The organism is Pseudomonas akapageensis (assembly GCF_011355085.1).
GTDB lineage: Bacteria > Pseudomonadota > Gammaproteobacteria > Pseudomonadales > Pseudomonadaceae > Aquipseudomonas > Aquipseudomonas akapageensis.
Map to the genome: position 1 here is coordinate 138,363 of NZ_VXCP01000034.1, position 15,101 is coordinate 153,463.

The 15,101-nt window shown below is 57.5% G+C and carries 14 protein-coding genes and 2 pseudogenes; 5 read left to right on the forward strand and 11 right to left on the reverse strand.

The window, feature by feature from the left end:
* Nucleotides 1-68: 68 nt before the first annotated feature.
* Nucleotides 69-176 (reverse strand): annotated as a pseudogene (locus tag F2S13_RS20660) (DNA-binding protein); the annotation flags it as partial.
* Nucleotides 177-190: 14 nt separating this feature from the next.
* On the opposite strand from F2S13_RS20660, the pseudogene F2S13_RS29480 reads away from it, so the two are divergent.
* A pseudogene (locus tag F2S13_RS29480) lies at nt 191-313 on the forward strand (IS5/IS1182 family transposase); the annotation flags it as partial.
* Between the two features lie 596 nt (nt 314-909).
* On the opposite strand, the gene F2S13_RS20665 reads toward F2S13_RS29480, so the two are convergent.
* From F2S13_RS20665 to F2S13_RS20675, 3 genes are all read right to left on the reverse strand, one after another.
* Complete coding sequence (locus F2S13_RS20665; protein ID WP_166364222.1) at nt 910-1,545, reverse strand: hypothetical protein; 636 nt, start codon at nt 1,543-1,545, stop codon at nt 910-912.
* A gap of 785 nt (nt 1,546-2,330) precedes the next feature.
* The gene (locus tag F2S13_RS20670) at nt 2,331-2,798 is read right to left on the reverse strand and encodes a helix-turn-helix domain-containing protein (RefSeq protein ID WP_166364224.1); all 468 of its coding nucleotides are present in this window, start codon (nt 2,796-2,798) and stop codon (nt 2,331-2,333) included.
* 122 nt (nt 2,799-2,920) lie between these two features.
* On the reverse strand, nt 2,921-3,121 hold the full coding sequence (locus F2S13_RS20675; protein ID WP_166364226.1) for a hypothetical protein: 201 nt from the start codon (nt 3,119-3,121) through the stop codon (nt 2,921-2,923).
* Between the two features lie 467 nt (nt 3,122-3,588).
* Between F2S13_RS20675 and F2S13_RS29725 the strand changes: the two genes are divergently transcribed.
* From F2S13_RS29725 to F2S13_RS20690, 3 genes are all read left to right on the forward strand, one after another.
* A complete protein-coding gene (locus tag F2S13_RS29725) occupies nt 3,589-5,151 on the forward strand; it encodes a DUF2599 domain-containing protein (RefSeq protein ID WP_178119033.1) in 1,563 nt (520 codons plus the stop codon).
* Between the two features lie 342 nt (nt 5,152-5,493).
* Nucleotides 5,494-5,697, forward strand: coding sequence for a cold-shock protein (locus F2S13_RS20685; RefSeq protein WP_166364228.1), 204 nt, complete (start codon nt 5,494-5,496; stop codon nt 5,695-5,697).
* 104 nt (nt 5,698-5,801) lie between these two features.
* The gene (locus tag F2S13_RS20690) at nt 5,802-6,029 is read left to right on the forward strand and encodes a cold-shock protein (protein WP_166364230.1); all 228 of its coding nucleotides are present in this window, start codon (nt 5,802-5,804) and stop codon (nt 6,027-6,029) included.
* A gap of 94 nt (nt 6,030-6,123) precedes the next feature.
* Here the strand turns inward: F2S13_RS20690 and F2S13_RS20695 are convergent, their stop codons facing one another.
* The 7 genes from F2S13_RS20695 to gcl form a co-directional block, all read right to left on the reverse strand.
* Nucleotides 6,124-6,456, reverse strand: a complete 333-nt coding sequence (locus F2S13_RS20695) for a DUF3077 domain-containing protein (protein ID WP_166364232.1) — start codon at nt 6,454-6,456, stop codon at nt 6,124-6,126.
* A gap of 251 nt (nt 6,457-6,707) precedes the next feature.
* Nucleotides 6,708-7,631 carry an urea transporter gene (locus F2S13_RS20700; RefSeq protein ID WP_166364234.1) on the reverse strand — a complete coding sequence of 308 codons (924 nt, stop codon included), beginning with the start codon at nt 7,629-7,631 and terminating at the stop codon, nt 6,708-6,710.
* A 226-nt stretch (nt 7,632-7,857) separates the two neighbouring features.
* Nucleotides 7,858-9,273: a pyruvate kinase gene (gene pyk, locus F2S13_RS20705; RefSeq protein WP_166364236.1), complete on the reverse strand. Its 1,416-nt coding sequence runs from the start codon at nt 9,271-9,273 to the stop codon at nt 7,858-7,860.
* On the reverse strand, nt 9,263-10,543 hold the full coding sequence (locus tag F2S13_RS20710) for a glycerate kinase type-2 family protein (RefSeq protein WP_166364238.1): 1,281 nt from the start codon (nt 10,541-10,543) through the stop codon (nt 9,263-9,265). The genes pyk and F2S13_RS20710 overlap by 11 nt, the downstream gene beginning before the upstream one ends.
* A 169-nt stretch (nt 10,544-10,712) precedes the next feature.
* Nucleotides 10,713-11,603 (reverse strand): 2-hydroxy-3-oxopropionate reductase, encoded by an 891-nt coding sequence (locus tag F2S13_RS20715; protein ID WP_166364240.1) that lies wholly within the window; start codon nt 11,601-11,603, stop codon nt 10,713-10,715.
* Between the two features lie 164 nt (nt 11,604-11,767).
* Nucleotides 11,768-12,550: a hydroxypyruvate isomerase gene (gene hyi, locus F2S13_RS20720; RefSeq protein ID WP_166364242.1), complete on the reverse strand. Its 783-nt coding sequence runs from the start codon at nt 12,548-12,550 to the stop codon at nt 11,768-11,770.
* 57 nt (nt 12,551-12,607) lie between these two features.
* Nucleotides 12,608-14,383 carry a glyoxylate carboligase gene (gene gcl / locus F2S13_RS20725; protein ID WP_166364244.1) on the reverse strand — a complete coding sequence of 592 codons (1,776 nt, stop codon included), beginning with the start codon at nt 14,381-14,383 and terminating at the stop codon, nt 12,608-12,610.
* A 255-nt stretch (nt 14,384-14,638) separates the two neighbouring features.
* Here gcl and F2S13_RS20730 point away from each other — a divergent pair, with 255 nt between their 5' ends.
* Nucleotides 14,639-15,079, forward strand: coding sequence for a GlcG/HbpS family heme-binding protein (locus F2S13_RS20730; RefSeq protein WP_166364246.1), 441 nt, complete (start codon nt 14,639-14,641; stop codon nt 15,077-15,079).
* Nucleotides 15,080-15,101 lie beyond the last annotated feature (22 nt).

Sequence of the window (15,101 nt, forward strand, 5' to 3'; positions counted from 1 at the left end):
CCACCGGTTTTTTGATCCCTTTACCACTCAGGGATCAAAAAATCGGTGGTGAGTCAAAAGTTAAGAAGCGAAACATTCAGCAGGTCAGCAGCTTCCTGGGTAGTCAGTTCTGCATGGATAGGTACTACCTTCACCGCGTTGCCAATCGCAAGTTCTCCCAGGATTTTGACGAGTAGACAACATCATTTAGCGCATGTTTGGTTGGCTGAAAGAGAGCCGCCGCTTCGACAAGCTTGCGAAATGTTACGCCGCCAGGGTCTCGCCGGCTTACGCCATGCGGTGTCTGCGACATCTCTTTTCGTACAGAGCTTAATCACGGCCTGCGGGTTTTTCTGCAATACCGCCAGGCGCTGGGCCATCTCGGCGGTACTGACCATCAGCTGCTGTTACGCTTGCTGAATTCGGTTTATATTGTTCCTCGAATAGAATTCGAGTAGCGTGGCACTGAACAACGGCTCAACCGCCTGGGCGGCACCGAAATTCTTGAAGTCACTGGCGAAAGTATCATTGAAAAAGTCGGCAATCGCTTGCGGAGAACTTAATGAGGGGGGCATGTTTACGGTACTGCAAGGAAAATTCATGACTCAGCAGGCGCTATAAGTAATCACCGCTGTGAAGAAAAATAGGGGTAGACCAAATTGTAGTGAAACCCGTCATTGCCGTTGACTTGTTTGTGATCAAACACTTTACCGCGGAGCCAAAAGTAGAGCTATCATGACCGAATCCTCTCATTCGATACAACTTCTATTGTAGAGACAAACTATCACGCAGCAGCGCGCCTGGTTCTGGATAACCAGAGCCAGGGCAGCCGGTAATTTTCAATAAACCTTGCAGTTTTTACTGATGACGCCGACATGGGGTGTCAGCTCACCTTTACCCAAGGGCTTTCAGTTGTCCCGCCGACGCTACTCAGTCCACCAATTTAACACCAGCAGAATCTTCCCCTTTACGAGGGCCCGTATCGATCGGTGCTCCTGTATCAGGATCGACCTCTGGGTCGGTGCCCGTGCCTGTATCGGAGTGTGCTGTGCAGCCCCCTTTGTAAGGTGGCTTCTCGCAATCTGTAAACCATTTGCCATACCAGAACTCATTGTAAATGTGCCCTGACGCGGGATCCTTAAACCAACCTTCAGGCGTTAAAGGTTCTGTTGGCTTAGTGGGGTCTGTCGTTGTGGGGTCCGTCGGTTTTTCGCCACCTCCCTCGCCAAACTCAAGTTCCAGATATGCTCTAACATCTTGAATTTCGACATAACCCAAAAGGCCAGTCTTGAAATATAGCTTCCACGGCTTATCGGCGTCGGGCACGACGATGTCACATTCCAGTGTTGACCAATGCGGTCCTACCACTAGCGATTTCGCTCGCGCCTCATCATCAAACGTGACTCCCGATGAAGCGGCCGCGACTATACTGAGCGACCCATAGCTTGTGATAAAAGGCAATTGGCCGCCAGGGGATCTTGCGTCAAATTTTACTTTATATTTTTTGCCTTTGTAGACACCTGGATTTTCTATCAAAGGGAACCATACACCGTGAATTGTGAACATGACGTCAAGCCCTCCATACCAAGCATAGTTTCGAACGCAAATCAAAGTTGACCAATAGCTCTACATACCGGAGATACTAATGGTTTGCTCTTCTGTTCCGTAAACAAGCACTTTCGCTTCCGATACTGGAAGACCTCAGCAATTAAGGCAACTGACAGAAGTGATAGTTTACAAGCCGCCAAAGCCGTGCTAGCAAGGAATTGATGTCCATGGAAAGCCAAGCGAGCCAACACTTACTTCCAAAGGCAATAAACTGCGCGTGGCTACAGTTTTACGCGATCAACATTGAAGTCGTGGATGATCATGACCTCGATTGATTACGTGCAGGTCTTCGGGCAATCGTGCAAGCGCAACGAGAACGTAGTGCAAGGCAGGGCATAGCTCGGTGTAAAGTCAAAACAGAACCTCCCGTCTCTCGTGATGAACCGGCTTAAAGCATTCCCACATAAGGAGTCAGGTTCCTCACTGTTTGAGTGAGGCCCTGTCGCAAAATCACCTCCAGGTATTGTTGCCCGGTCATCGTCGGCAGAATCAAGTCCGAGCAGAGGGACTCATAGCCTGTGACCAATGCATCGGAGATGGACCTGTTCATGAGCTCGGAAGTGCGGTCCAACTGCTCCCTGGTCAAGTCGTCTCGATTGGGAGATTACGCTTCCACTCCTCGTGGATTTGATCGGTCCACCGAGCCCGATATAAGCCTGGAAGGCTCAGCAATATGAGGAGTGAGCGAAGGGGGGCGGGATAGAGTATGCAAGTGTCGAAGATAACCGTAAAAGGCTAATGTCTCATTCATAGCCCATCCGAAGCTCTTGATCCAGCTGGGTCAATGACTCCATGGCCTGGCGGCTGTCCTCATCTCGACGCTGTTTGAACGCCATTAAATCGGAGAAACGAACACGGCGATGACGACCGGTTTTGGTAAAGAGTAAAGCCCCTTCCTCCAGCAGCTTGACCAGGTGCGGACGCGAAACATTCAGCAGGTCAGCGGCTTCCTGGGTTGTCAGTTCTGCATGGATGGGTACTACCTTCACCGCGTTACCTATCGCGATCTCTCCCAGGATATCGACGAGTAAACGCAAGGCAGAGGTGGGCAGCTCGATCTGGTGCGGCTTGTCTTCGTTGTCGAAAATTTCTATGAGTTGGGTTTCGCGTTGGGTAGAGAGAAACGTCGCGAGCGTGCGTTGGCCTTCCGTAGCTGCTGCGACTTCCCGCTCAACCGGCAGATGTGTTCTGAAAAGCTCGGTGGCGATCATGATTCAGCTTCGTCCTAGGGTATAAAATACTGACTTGGCCAGGCTAATCGCAATAAACGAAATGTGATGTGCACAGTGCAGGAGCGACTGGGCGAAGTGTTGATTGCCCGCGACCATTTTTTTCAAGCCACCACTGATTCTTCAACCTCATCTTCATCCATATCCAATACTTCATCTCCGAGGTCGAAACGAGGCGGGTTTTGGTGTTTGATAGTTACCTTGAAATCATTGATGTTCTTAACAGTGAATTTGAATTCTTTACCTTTGTTGTTTACTTGTGCATTACGTTCTTCGATCTTGAGTAGTCCGTCTACACCTTTCAAGGTTTTTGTTGTTGAAACCCCTGAGTATTTATCCGTGCTTTGTATGGATCCATAAGTGAAATGTCAAATTCCTTCCGGAAATGTAAAGTCCAACGATGTAAATTTCATGGATTCGACCTCCAGCTGTGTAGGAGGCGTTATTTTTAACCGTTTCAGTGATTTGTAAACCTGTCAGAAATGCTAGGTTCTTTATCAATAGTGATGGCGAAAAGGGAAGGGGACAAATTGGCAAGGCCATACCCAGTACCCTTGAAAGTCGATAAGCGGTAATGAACTTGGCCAAAACCTATCATTTCTGATAGCTGTTGGTTTTCATTCGATTGGAGCATTCTTGAGTCGGAATTTTTCCCGATCACTTAAAGAGAAAGGTGCTTTGGTTGTTGAAGGGAGAGGGAAGGTTCACCTGAAAGTGGTATTGGAATCTAATTATTGCAGCCGACTGCGCAGGCTGTGAAAGGAGAAGCGTTGTGAAAAAAATCATGACAAAGCCGCTTTGGCTTTTACTTCCCATTTGTTTGTATGGGACACAGCTTCATGCCGCGACCGGTGAGGAAACAGCCAAGGCGCTGACAGCATTGTACAACGACACACGAGCGGATTGTGGCAAGCCGAGCATGCCTGCGTTTCTCTGTAGCGGGATCATGTTAAGAGGTACCACGCCATCAACCCAGTTTCACGCGTGGGACAACAGCCCTAAATCAAAACAAAGCGGCGGTGTTTCATTTTCGTATCTTCGGGCGGATTCAAAATACAATAATCTTGCCTATGGATATAAAAACGGCTTTTTCTTTTATCCGTCCTTCGCAGCCCCCGACGATAAAGACACGGTACAGGTACTCTGTTCATTTCCCATCGATGCGGCATCAGAGAATCGGGACGACAAAGGTTGTGGCATTAATCGATACGACGCTGCTTCCAGTCAAGTCAGTCAGGTCTGTGACCTGCAAGGTATTACTACTGCTGAGCAGTGGGTTGATAAATTCAAGAAAGACGGTGGATGGAAAACCAAAGCCTGTGCCTTCGATGTGCGCGATGAGCGCAATGAGCATGCAGGCCCGGCTTTCTATGAAAGTGTAAAAGCCTCGATGATGGATCCCGTCAGTTTTGCAGAGAACAACGAATTACGACTGGCAACTTGGGATGATGGGAGAGGCGCATCGCTGCCGATACAAGCATTTTTCTACCTTCAGGGCGGCTTGGCGGGAGCTCAGGACGATCAGAAGGATTTCCTGAAAACAACTGGTCAGGTGGTTCCCATCATCGAACTGGTTTTGCCGAGTGACCGTACAAAAGAAGCGCAGTTCCTGTACAAGGAGGCTGATCAGGCGGTAGCGCAAACTACGGCGAAATGTGATGCCTATATTCAATCGGCCACATGGGCGAAACAACTGGCGACCGGTACTCAGCGCGAAGAGTGGGCGCTTAATGTTACGCCGACACCTTGTGGGCGTGAGGTCACGCAAGACCAGACAGAAGCCATGTATCAAGAGTTGTATAAGCTACGTGGGCAGGACGCCCAATGGAAAGACGAAGAGAAATCCGCCGGAAGCATGCGCCGTCAAATGGTTTGTCTATTGGTCAACTACCGGTCAAACACGCAGTGGTCTCTGGAACCCTTCAGACCTTATGTAACTCATGAGGAGGCTACCGCTGCAAACTGCAATCCGGTTGCCTCCACCACCTCCAAGGATCCTGAACCTGTACCAGGAAAGTGTCCAACTTATATTCAGTCTGCTGCTTGGGTAAATCGCGATGATCCCGGCACCCGGAAAAAGGAGTGGACGCTTTCAGTGGTTCCGACAAACTGCGGCAGAGCGATTCAGCCTGATCAAACAGATGCCTTCTATCAAGAGCTTGTTGCCAAATATGGAAAGGACACAAACTGGACGGCCAATGATAAAGGAGGGATGCGTCGACAGCTAGTCTGCCATTTGGTACAGGCACGTCACAAGCCAGAGTGGAATCTCGAACCGTTCAGACCGGATGTCTCCCACGAAGCATCTTTGAATGCTGGCTGCAATCCTGTTTGAGGTGGGTGTCTAGCGCTCAGATTGTCTGAGCGCTACGAAATGCTGGCAAAAAGCCCGGTGCTTTTGATGGTTTTCACGCAATATGAAGTCAAGCGATCCATCCTTGGCAAACGTGGGGTCAATAGTACCTGGTGCTCGTGGTGCTGATTGGATGTTCATTTTTTGCTTAGTTGTATGAGTCGATCATGAAGTTGTGTCGCTGTTTACCTATCGGATCTGACAGTACCACCAGTCGGTTATGTCGTTGACTGTTAGCTATCTTGCGGTTTAGCTAAGGGTGTCAATGTGGGCAGTTACCATTGGCTCACATTGCAAAAAAAGCACTTTTTAAGGAACAGGATAATGGCTACTGGAACGGTTAAATGGTTTAACGTTGAAAAAGGGTTTGGTTGTATTACGCCGGACGAAGGGGGCGAAGATTTATTTGTACACTTCAATGACATTAAACACACTGGATCTAGATCGCTAGATGAGGGGCAAAGGGTTTCTTACACGGCTGAGCGTGGTCCAAAAGGCATGCAGGCAGTAGAAGTAAAAATACCATAAATAGCTTCGCGGCCAATTAGGTCTCGTTCTACCTCATCTGGTTAATGCCCCCTTGACGCACCCAATCTGCAAGGGGGCGGCTTATCGTTAAAGGAACGACGATTATGTCCAAGCAAACCAGCGAACGTTACGACTCCGCCAGGGGTGGTTTCGGTTATATAATTGCGCATCATGATGGCCGGGAAATTTTCTTTCGCGTCAGATCTATTGAAGACGGCGGACCTCCCATAAAAGAAGGTCAGGCCGTGACTTACGAACTGATGCAAGGCCAGGGTGGGGAGTTTTACGCTATCAACATTGAAGTAGTAGAGGATGATTCTGACCTCGATTGATGCCGTGCAGGCATTATTCGCCGTCTTGAATCAGTGCGCCCCCTCTCATCTATACGCTTACTGAACAGGGAGAAGGGGCAGTTTGTGTCGAGCCTCAATTGCTCGAAGAATTTTCGGGCGGTTGATTCAATGTCTGGTTTTCAATCCCATCAAGCAGCGCATCGACCAGCCCCTTGGCCGCTTCGGCCGAGTGCAGGTTTGCCCATAGCAGGCCCTTTCTATCGAGTCCATCGGCTTGCTGGCAGGCGTGTAGCGCAGTGTCGCAGACGCCGGCCAGTAGCAGCGAGATATGCACCAGGGCATCTTCCAGATCGATACCGGCGCGCACGGCAAATAGCGGATCGTGGCCTGCGTCGCAGGAGCCGAAGGCGGTAGAGGCGGTTTTGGAGAGAAGGTAGGAAGGTGGATCGGGAACGATTTTATTCATGGCAAAGTTCTCATTAGAAATGTGGAACTGCCACGCTTTGCGACCAAACAATGGGTGGCAGCTGTACGCAGGTTGGTCGACCGGTCCTAATGAGCAAACACCGGCAGGGCACGAGGCCCTCCATACGCACAGCTGCCATAACTCTTTATCGCAGGCGTTAAAAAACGCCAGCGACAGAAGTACGGGCGTCTGTGCGCTCATAGGTTCGGGCGACCAAGCCCGGTCGCTGAATTGGCAGCGACCGGGCAAGCCTAACGTGCACGCGAACGCGGTGCAAGGCTGCGTATGGCCTGATCCACTGGTGCACTATCGTCCGCTGCCCGGCGCAGTACCCGATTACCGACATGCAGCACCCAGCACGCCAGAATGAACGGCGCCGTCAGGGCCGGTATCGGCAGGCTATTGAAGACAGGCGTGAGAATGATGGCCAGGGCAATCGCCAACGCCGGCATCCAGGGTTGGCGCTTGAGTTGGCAGAACGCCAATGCCGCCAGGGCCGGGTTGTAGCCGTGCAGGCCGCTGAAGGCGAGGTTCAAGGGTTCGCCTTGCAGCAGTGCAACACCGATGCCGGCAGCTGAACCTGCCAGTGCCCAGAACGCGGCGCGGCGGTTGGCGAGCAGCAGGCCGATGGCGATCATCAGGCCGGCCAGGGGTTGGTCGAGCAGGAAGATCTGGCCAAGGCCTTCGACCAGGGCGAACAGGATGTTGCTGTCTGGCGGCGGGAGATGGCTGGCGCTTGCCGGTTGTGCCAGTTCCAGCACGGCCCAGCCGAGCAGGACGAAGGGTGCGGTGTAGGCGGGCAGGCTACGCGCTTGCTGGCTGCGTTTGAGCCATTGGTGCACGAGGATGCTGCTGAGCCCTGCGCTGGCGATGATCAGCGGCGGCAGCATCGCAGACCAGGGCAGCTTGGCACAGAGCAGCAGGCCGATCAGTACGCCGTTGTAGCTGTACAGGCCGGCCTGGCGGTCGGCGCGGTCGTAGCCGCGGCGTTGGGCGGTGAGCAGGCCGGCGAGGGCGCCGAGCAGCGCGCCGCCGAACAGGTCGGGGGCGGTGAACAGGATCGCGAGCAGGCAGAACAGGCCGCACAGCGGGTGGCGCTGGAGCAGGACCTGGCTGAAGCCGTTGAGCAGGGCAGTGGCCCAGTCGGGGCAGTGGATCAGGTTTTTCGTGGGCATGACGGCAGTTGGAAAGTTGGGGTGGACCGGAGGCGCTTCGTGTGAGCGCGGTTCTTCCGGGTGGGGGCGGCGGTATTGGGCTTGTGCTCAACCCCTGTGGGAGCTGGCTTGCCAGCGATGCAGGCGGCGCGGTGTTTCAGTCAGTCCGCGGTGATGCTATCGCTGGCAAGCCAGCTCCCACAGGGTCAATCCCATAGCGCCAATTTCACAGGGCCAAGTGTTGACCTTAAATCAGGGTCTCAATCCGCAATGAATTAGTCGATCCCGGTTGGCCAAAAGGCACACCGGCGGTGATCAACAGCGTGTCGCCACGGCTGGCCATGCCCTGGGCCTGGGCAATTTCCAGGGCTGTGGAGCAGACTTCATCGACCTGGCGCAGGCGGTCATTAACCACCGAGTGCACGCCCCAGGCCACGGTCAGGCGACGAGCGGTTGAAAGGTTCGGCGTCAGGTTGAGGATCGGCACGCTTGGGCGCTCGCGGGCAGCGCGCAGGCTGGAGCTGCCCGACTCGCTGTAATTGACCAGCACGGCCACCGGCAGGATGCTGCTGATGCGCCGAATCGCGCAGCTGATCGCATCCGAGACCGTGGCTTCGGCCTTGGGCCGGCCGACGTCCAGTTGCGCCTGGTAGTCCGGGCCGCTTTCGACCTGGCGAATGATCTTGCTCATCATCTGCACGGCTTCGAGCGGGTAGTCGCCCGAGGCGGTTTCGGCCGAGAGCATCACCGCGTCGGCGCCTTCGGCCACGGCGTTGGCGACGTCGGTCACTTCGGCGCGGGTCGGTGCCGGGGAGAAGCGCATCGACTCGAGCATCTGCGTGGCCACCACCACTGGTTTACCCAGCTGGCGGCAGGTGGCGATGATGCCTTGCTGGATCTGCGGCACGCTTTCGGCCGGGACTTCCACGCCCAGGTCGCCACGGGCGACCATGATCGCATCGCTCAGTTCGGCGATTTCCCGCAGGTGGGTGACGGCCGAGGGTTTTTCGATCTTGGCCATGAGGAAAGCACGCTCGCCGATCAGCTCGCGGGCCTCGCGGATGTCTTCGGGGCGCTGCACGAACGACAGGGCCACCCAGTCCACACCCAGTTCCAGGCCGAAGGCCAGGTCGCGGCGGTCCTTGGCGGTCAGCGGGCTCAGGGCCAGCATGGCCTGGGGCACGTTGACGCCCTTGCGATCGGACAACTCGCCGCCATTGAGCACTTCGGTGTCGATGGCGTCTTCATGCTTGGCAGTCACGCGCAGGCGCAGCTTGCCGTCGTCGAGCAGCAGGTCCATGCCTGGCTCCAGGGCGGCGATGATTTCCGGGTGGGGCAGGTTGACTCGGGTTTCGTTGCCCGGTGTGCCGTCCAGATCCAGTCGCAGAGCCTGACCGCGCTGCAGTTGGACCTTGCCGTCCGCGAAACGGCCCACGCGCAGCTTCGGCCCTTGCAGGTCCATGAGGATGCCCAGCGGGTAGTTCAACTGGCGTTCGACTTCGCGGATCCACTGGTAACGCATGGCGTGGTCGCTGTGTTCGCCATGGCTGAAGTTCAGGCGAAAGATGTTCACACCGGCTTCGACCAACTGACGGATGTCGTCGATGCCTCGAGTGGCCGGGCCGAGTGTCGCGAGTATTTTTACTTTTTTATCAGGCGTCATTTTTGGGGCTCTCGAGGATCAGGATGGCGCGGAAATCGTTGACGTTGGTCCGGGTCGGCTCTGTCACGATCAGGGCGTCGAGGGCGGCGAAGTAGCCGTAGCCGTTGTTGTTGTCCAGCTCATCGCTGGCGCTCAGGCCCAGGGCCTCGGCGCGGGCATAACTGTCGGGTGTCATGATGGCGCCGGCGTTGTCTTCGGAGCCGTCGATGCCGTCGGTGTCACCAGCCAGGGCATAGACGCCGGGCAGGCCTTTGAGGTTTTCGGTCAGGCTCAGCAAAAACTCGGCGTTGCGCCCGCCACGGCCATTGCCGCGCACGGTCACGGTGGTCTCGCCACCGGAGAGGATCACGCAGGGCGCGGCCAGCGGCTGGCCGTGCAGGACGATCTGCCGGGCGATGCCGGCGTGGACCTTGGCCACTTCCCGCGACTCGCCTTCCAGGTCGCCGAGGATCAGCGGGCTGAAGCCGGCTTCCCTGGCTTTGACTGCGGCGGCCTCAAGCGATTGCTGGGGGCGGGCGATCAGCTGGAAGTGGCTGCGGGCCAGGCACGGGTCGTCGGCCTTGACGGTTTCGGACGCGGGATTTTGCAGCCAGTTGCGCACCGCCACAGGGGCTTCGATGCCATAGCGCTTGAGGATCGCCAGGGCTTCGGCCGAGGTGCTCGGATCGGCCACGGTGGGGCCGGAGGCGATGACCGTGGCCAGGTCGCCCGGTACATCGGAAATCGCATAGGTATAGACGGTGGCCGGCCAGCAGGCCTTGGCCAGGCGGCCGCCCTTGATCGCCGAGAGGTGCTTGCGCACGCAGTTCATCTCGCCGATGGTGGCGCCGGATTTGAGCAGGGCCTTGTTGATGGTCTGCTTGTCCGCGAGGGTCAGGCCTTCGGCGGGCAGGGCGAGCAGGGCAGAGCCGCCGCCGGACAGCAGGAAGATGACGCGGTCGTCTTCAGTCAGGTCGCTGACCATGGCCAGCACGCGTTTGGCGACCGCAAGGCCGGCGGCATCGGGTACTGGATGCGCGGCTTCGACTACTTCGATTTTCTTGCAGTTGGCACCGTGGCCGTAGCGGGTCACGACCAGGCCTGAGACTTCGCCTTCCCAGCAGCGCTCGACCACTTCAGCCATGGCCGCGGCCGCCTTGCCGGCGCCGATGACGATGACGCGACCGCTGCGGTCCTTGGGCAAGTGGGCTTCGAGGACCTGGCGTGGGTGCGCGGCTTCGATGGCCGTGGCGAACAGCTCGCGGAGGATTTTTTGCGGATCGACCGACATGGCAGGCTCCCGTTTTGTTGTTTTTTTGGGGTGGGCCGGGAGAGCGGCGTTGTCGCCATCGCTGGCAAGCCAGCTCCCACAGGATCGCACTCTGCAGTCCCTGTGGGAGCTGGCTTGCCAGCGATGAGGCCCTTACAGGCACCCCATCACTACCGGCCAGACAATCGACTTACTTATCGCGAATCGAGAAATTGGCCATGTGCTCCAGCCCCTTGATCAGCGCCGAGTGGTCCCAGTTGCTGCCACCGATGGCCGCGCAGGTGCTGAAGACCTGTTGCGCGTTGGCGGTGTTGGGCAGGTTGATCGACAGTTCCTTGGCGCCTTGCAGGGCCAGGTTCAGGTCCTTCTGGTGCAGGCTGATGCGGAAGCCCGGGTCGAACGTGCCTTTGATCATACGCTCGCCATGCACTTCGAGAATCTTCGAAGAAGCAAAACCACCCATCAGCGCTTCACGCACCTTGGCCGGGTCCGCACCGTTCTTGGCGGCGAACAGCAGGGCTTCGGCGACGGCCTGGATGTTCAGGGCGACGATGATCTGGTTGGCCACCTTGGCGGTCTGGCCATCGCCATTGCCACCGACCAGGGTGATGTTCTTGCCCATGCTCTGGAACAGCGGCAGGGCGCGCTCGAAGGCGTCGGCGTCGCCACCGACCATGATGCTCAGGGTCGCGGCCTTGGCACCGACTTCACCACCGGAAACCGGTGCGTCGAGGTACTGGGCGCCCTTGGCGTTTACCTTGGAGGCGAAGCCCTTGGTGGCGGTCGGCGAGATCGAGCTCATGTCGATGACGATCTTGTTCGGGCTCAGGCCGTCGGCGATGCCGTCGGCACGGAACAGTACGTCTTCGACCTGTGGAGTGTCCGGCACCATGATGATGATGAATTCGGCTTCCTGGGCCACTTCCTTCGGGTTGGCCAGGGCGACGGCGCCAGCGGCGACCAGGTCGGCCGGGGCGGGATCGTGGTGGGCGGAGAGGAACAGGCTGTGGCCTGCCTTCTGCAGGTTGAGTGCCATGGGGTGACCCATGATGCCGGTGCCGATGAATCCGATTTTAGCCATGAGAAATGCCTCTTGTAATTGTTGACTCTCTGCCGGTTGGCTCTGGCCCCCTGTGGGAGCTGGCTTGCCAGCGATGGGTACAATGCGGTGTGTCAGTTTGGGCCCTATCGCTGGCAAGCCAGCTCCCACAGAGATAGTCAGGGGATTTCAGGGCACCTTGGTGTTCAAATCACGTTATGGGTCTTCAACCAGCCCAGGCCCGCTTCGGTGGTGGTCAGTGGCTTGTATTCGCAGCCCACCCAGCCCTGGTAGCCGATGCGGTCCAGGTGTTCGAAGAGGAAGCGATAGTTGATCTCGCCTGTGCCCGGTTCATTGCGGCCAGGGTTGTCGGCCAGCTGGATGTGGTTGATCTGCGGCAGGTGCGTGGCCATGGTCCGCGCCAGGTCACCTTCCATGATCTGCATGTGGTAGATGTCGTATTGCAGGAACAGGTTGGCGCTGCCGACCTTTTCCTGGATCGTCAGGGCCTGGCGTGTGGTGTTCAGGTAGAAGCCGGGGATGTCGCGGGTGTTGATCGCTTCCATCACCAGCTTGATGCCGGCCGCTTGCAGCTTCTCGGCGGCGTACTTGAGGTTGGCGACGAAGGTCTCTTCGACCACCGCGCACTCAAGGCCCTGCGGACGGATACCGGCCAGGCAGTTGACCTGGGTATTGCCCAGCACCTGGGCGTAGGCGATGGCCAGGTCGACGCCGGCGCGGAATTCCTCGATGCGGTCCGGGTGGCAGGCGATGCCGCGCTCGCCCTTGGCCCAGTCACCGGCCGGCAGGTTGAACAGCACCTGGGTCAGGCCGTTGGCATCCAGTTGCGCCTTGATGTCAGTCGAGTTGAAGTCGTACGGGAACAGGTACTCGACCCCGGTGAAGCCTGCGTCGGCGGCAGCCTTGAAGCGGGCGAGGAAGTCCTGTTCGGTGAACAGCATGGACAGGTTGGCGGCGAAACGCGGCATGGTTGTCTCCTTGCGTAAACGGTGGGCCCTCGCCTCGACGGGAGAGGGCCGGGTCAATCAATCGAGCATCGAAATCGCGGTTGGCGCGTCGTTGCCGACCAGGGCCAGGTCTTCGAATTCGTTGACCGCGTTGATCTCGGTGCCCATGGAAATGTTGGTCACGCGTTCCAGAATAACCTCGACCACGACCGGTACCTTGAACTGGGCCATCAGTTCCTGGGCCTGGCGCAGGGCCGGCTGGATCTGATCCGGTTCAAATACACGCAGGGCCTTGCAACCCAGGCCTTCGGCGACGGCGACGTGGTCGACGCCATAGCCATTGAGTTCCGGTGCGTTGAGGTTCTCGAACGCCAGTTGTACACAGTAATCCATGTCGAAGCCGCGTTGGGCCTGACGAATCAACCCCAGGTAGGAGTTGTTCACCACGACGTGGATGTACGGCAGTTGGAACTGCGCGCCCACGGCCAGTTCTTCGATCATGAACTGGAAGTCATAGTCGCCGGACAGGGCCACGACCTTGCGCGCAGGGTCGGCCTTGACCACGCCCAGGGCTGCCGGAATGGTCCAGCCCAGCGGGCCGGCCTGGCCGCAGTTGATCCAGTGGCGCGGCTTGTAGACGTGCAGGAACTGCGCGCCGGCGATCTGCGACAGACCGATGGTGCTGACGTAGCAGGTGTCCTTGCCGAATACCTGGTTCATCTCTTCGTACACGCGCTGCGGCTTGACCGGCACGTTGTCGAAGTGGGTCTTGCGCTGCAGGCTGCCTTTGCGTTGCTGGCAATCCTGCAGCCAGGCGCTGCGGTCCTTGAGCTTGCCGGCGGCTTTCCACTCGCGGGCCACCTCCAGGAACATGTCCAGGGCAAAACCTGCATCGGAAACGATGCCCAGGTCCGGGGTGAACACACGGCCGATCTGGGTCGGTTCGATGTCGACGTGAATGAAGCGACGGCCTTCGGTGTAGACATCGACCGAGCCGGTGTGACGGTTCGCCCAACGGTTGCCGACGCCCAGTACCAGGTCGGACTTGAGCAGGGTGGCGTTGCCGTAGCGGTGCGAAGTCTGCAGACCGACCATGCCGACCATCAACGGGTGATCGTCCGGAATGGTGCCCCAGCCCATCAGGGTCGGGATGACCGGGATGCCGGTCAGTTCGGCGAATTCCACCAGCTTGTCGCTGGCATCGGCGTTGATGATGCCGCCACCGGCAACCAGCAACGGACGCTCGGCGGAGTCCAGCATAGCCAGGGCTTTTTCCACCTGGGTGCGGCTGGCGGCTGGCTTCTGTACCGGCAGTGGTTCGTAGGCTTCGATGTCGAACTCGATTTCAGCCATCTGCACGTCGAACGGCAGGTCGATCAGCACCGGGCCCGGACGGCCGGAGCGCATTTCATAGAAGGCTTTCTGGAAGGCGTAAGGGACCTGGCCAGGTTCCAGCACAGTGGTCGCCCACTTGGTCACTGGCTTGACGATGCTGGTGATGTCGACGGCCTGGAAGTCTTCCTTGTGCAGGCGTGCACGGGGTGCTTGCCCGGTGATGCAGAGAATCGGGATGGAGTCGGCAGAGGCACTGTACAGGCCGGTGACCATGTCGGTGCCGGCAGGGCCGGAGGTGCCGATGCACACACCAATGTTGCCGGCCTTGGTACGGGTGTAGCCCTCGGCCATGTGCGAGGCGCCTTCAACGTGGCGAGCGAGGACGTGATCAATACCGCCGACTTTCTTGAGGGCAGAGTACAGCGGGTTGATGGCTGCACCGGGAATGCCAAAAGCGGTGTCAACACCTTCGCGGCGCATCACCAGAACGGCTGCATCAATTGCTCTCATTTTGCTCATGGTTTTGTGCCTCTTGTGTTTTGTAATTGTATACAACTAGCTTTGTGCGGAGTGTATTCATGGCTGACGATTCAGGTCAATCCATTTTCGTCCGTTGCCTGCGGATTCGCTGAAACGCCCGTTTGAACGCGTTAGTGGTCGGGTTGGATTCGCGAAATGAAAATATTGTATACAAATAAATATCTCATTGTGTTCTATTTGTCGTGCCAAATTTTCAATTGCCCTATGGGCTTCTCATAACAAGAGGACGTACGCATGAACGCTCTGACCTTGAAAGTCGCTGTCAACCTGGTAAACGAGGCCCTCGCGGCCGGGCGCAGGATTTCTGCTGCGCCGTTGACCGTGGCGGTGCTCGACAATGGTGGATATCTGCTGGCGCTACAGCGTGAGGATGGCGCCAGCCTGGTGCGCCCGGATGTGGCGCAAGGCAAGGCCTGGGGGGCGATTGCCCTGGGCAAGGATTCGCGCCTGCTGGCCCAGGACGCGCAGCAGCGGCCGTGGTTCTATGCAGCGTTGAATGAACTGGGGCGTGGCACGGCGGTGCCGGCGCCGGGCGGGGTGCTGATTCGCAACGCGGCCGGGGTGGTGATCGGGGCGATCGGGATCAGTGGGGATACGTCGGATATCGACGAGCAGTGCGCGATCAGTGCGATCGAGGCGGTGGGGTTGCAGGGGGAGGTGGCGGTTAGCGCCTAAGTTCACTCGTTCCCACGCTCCG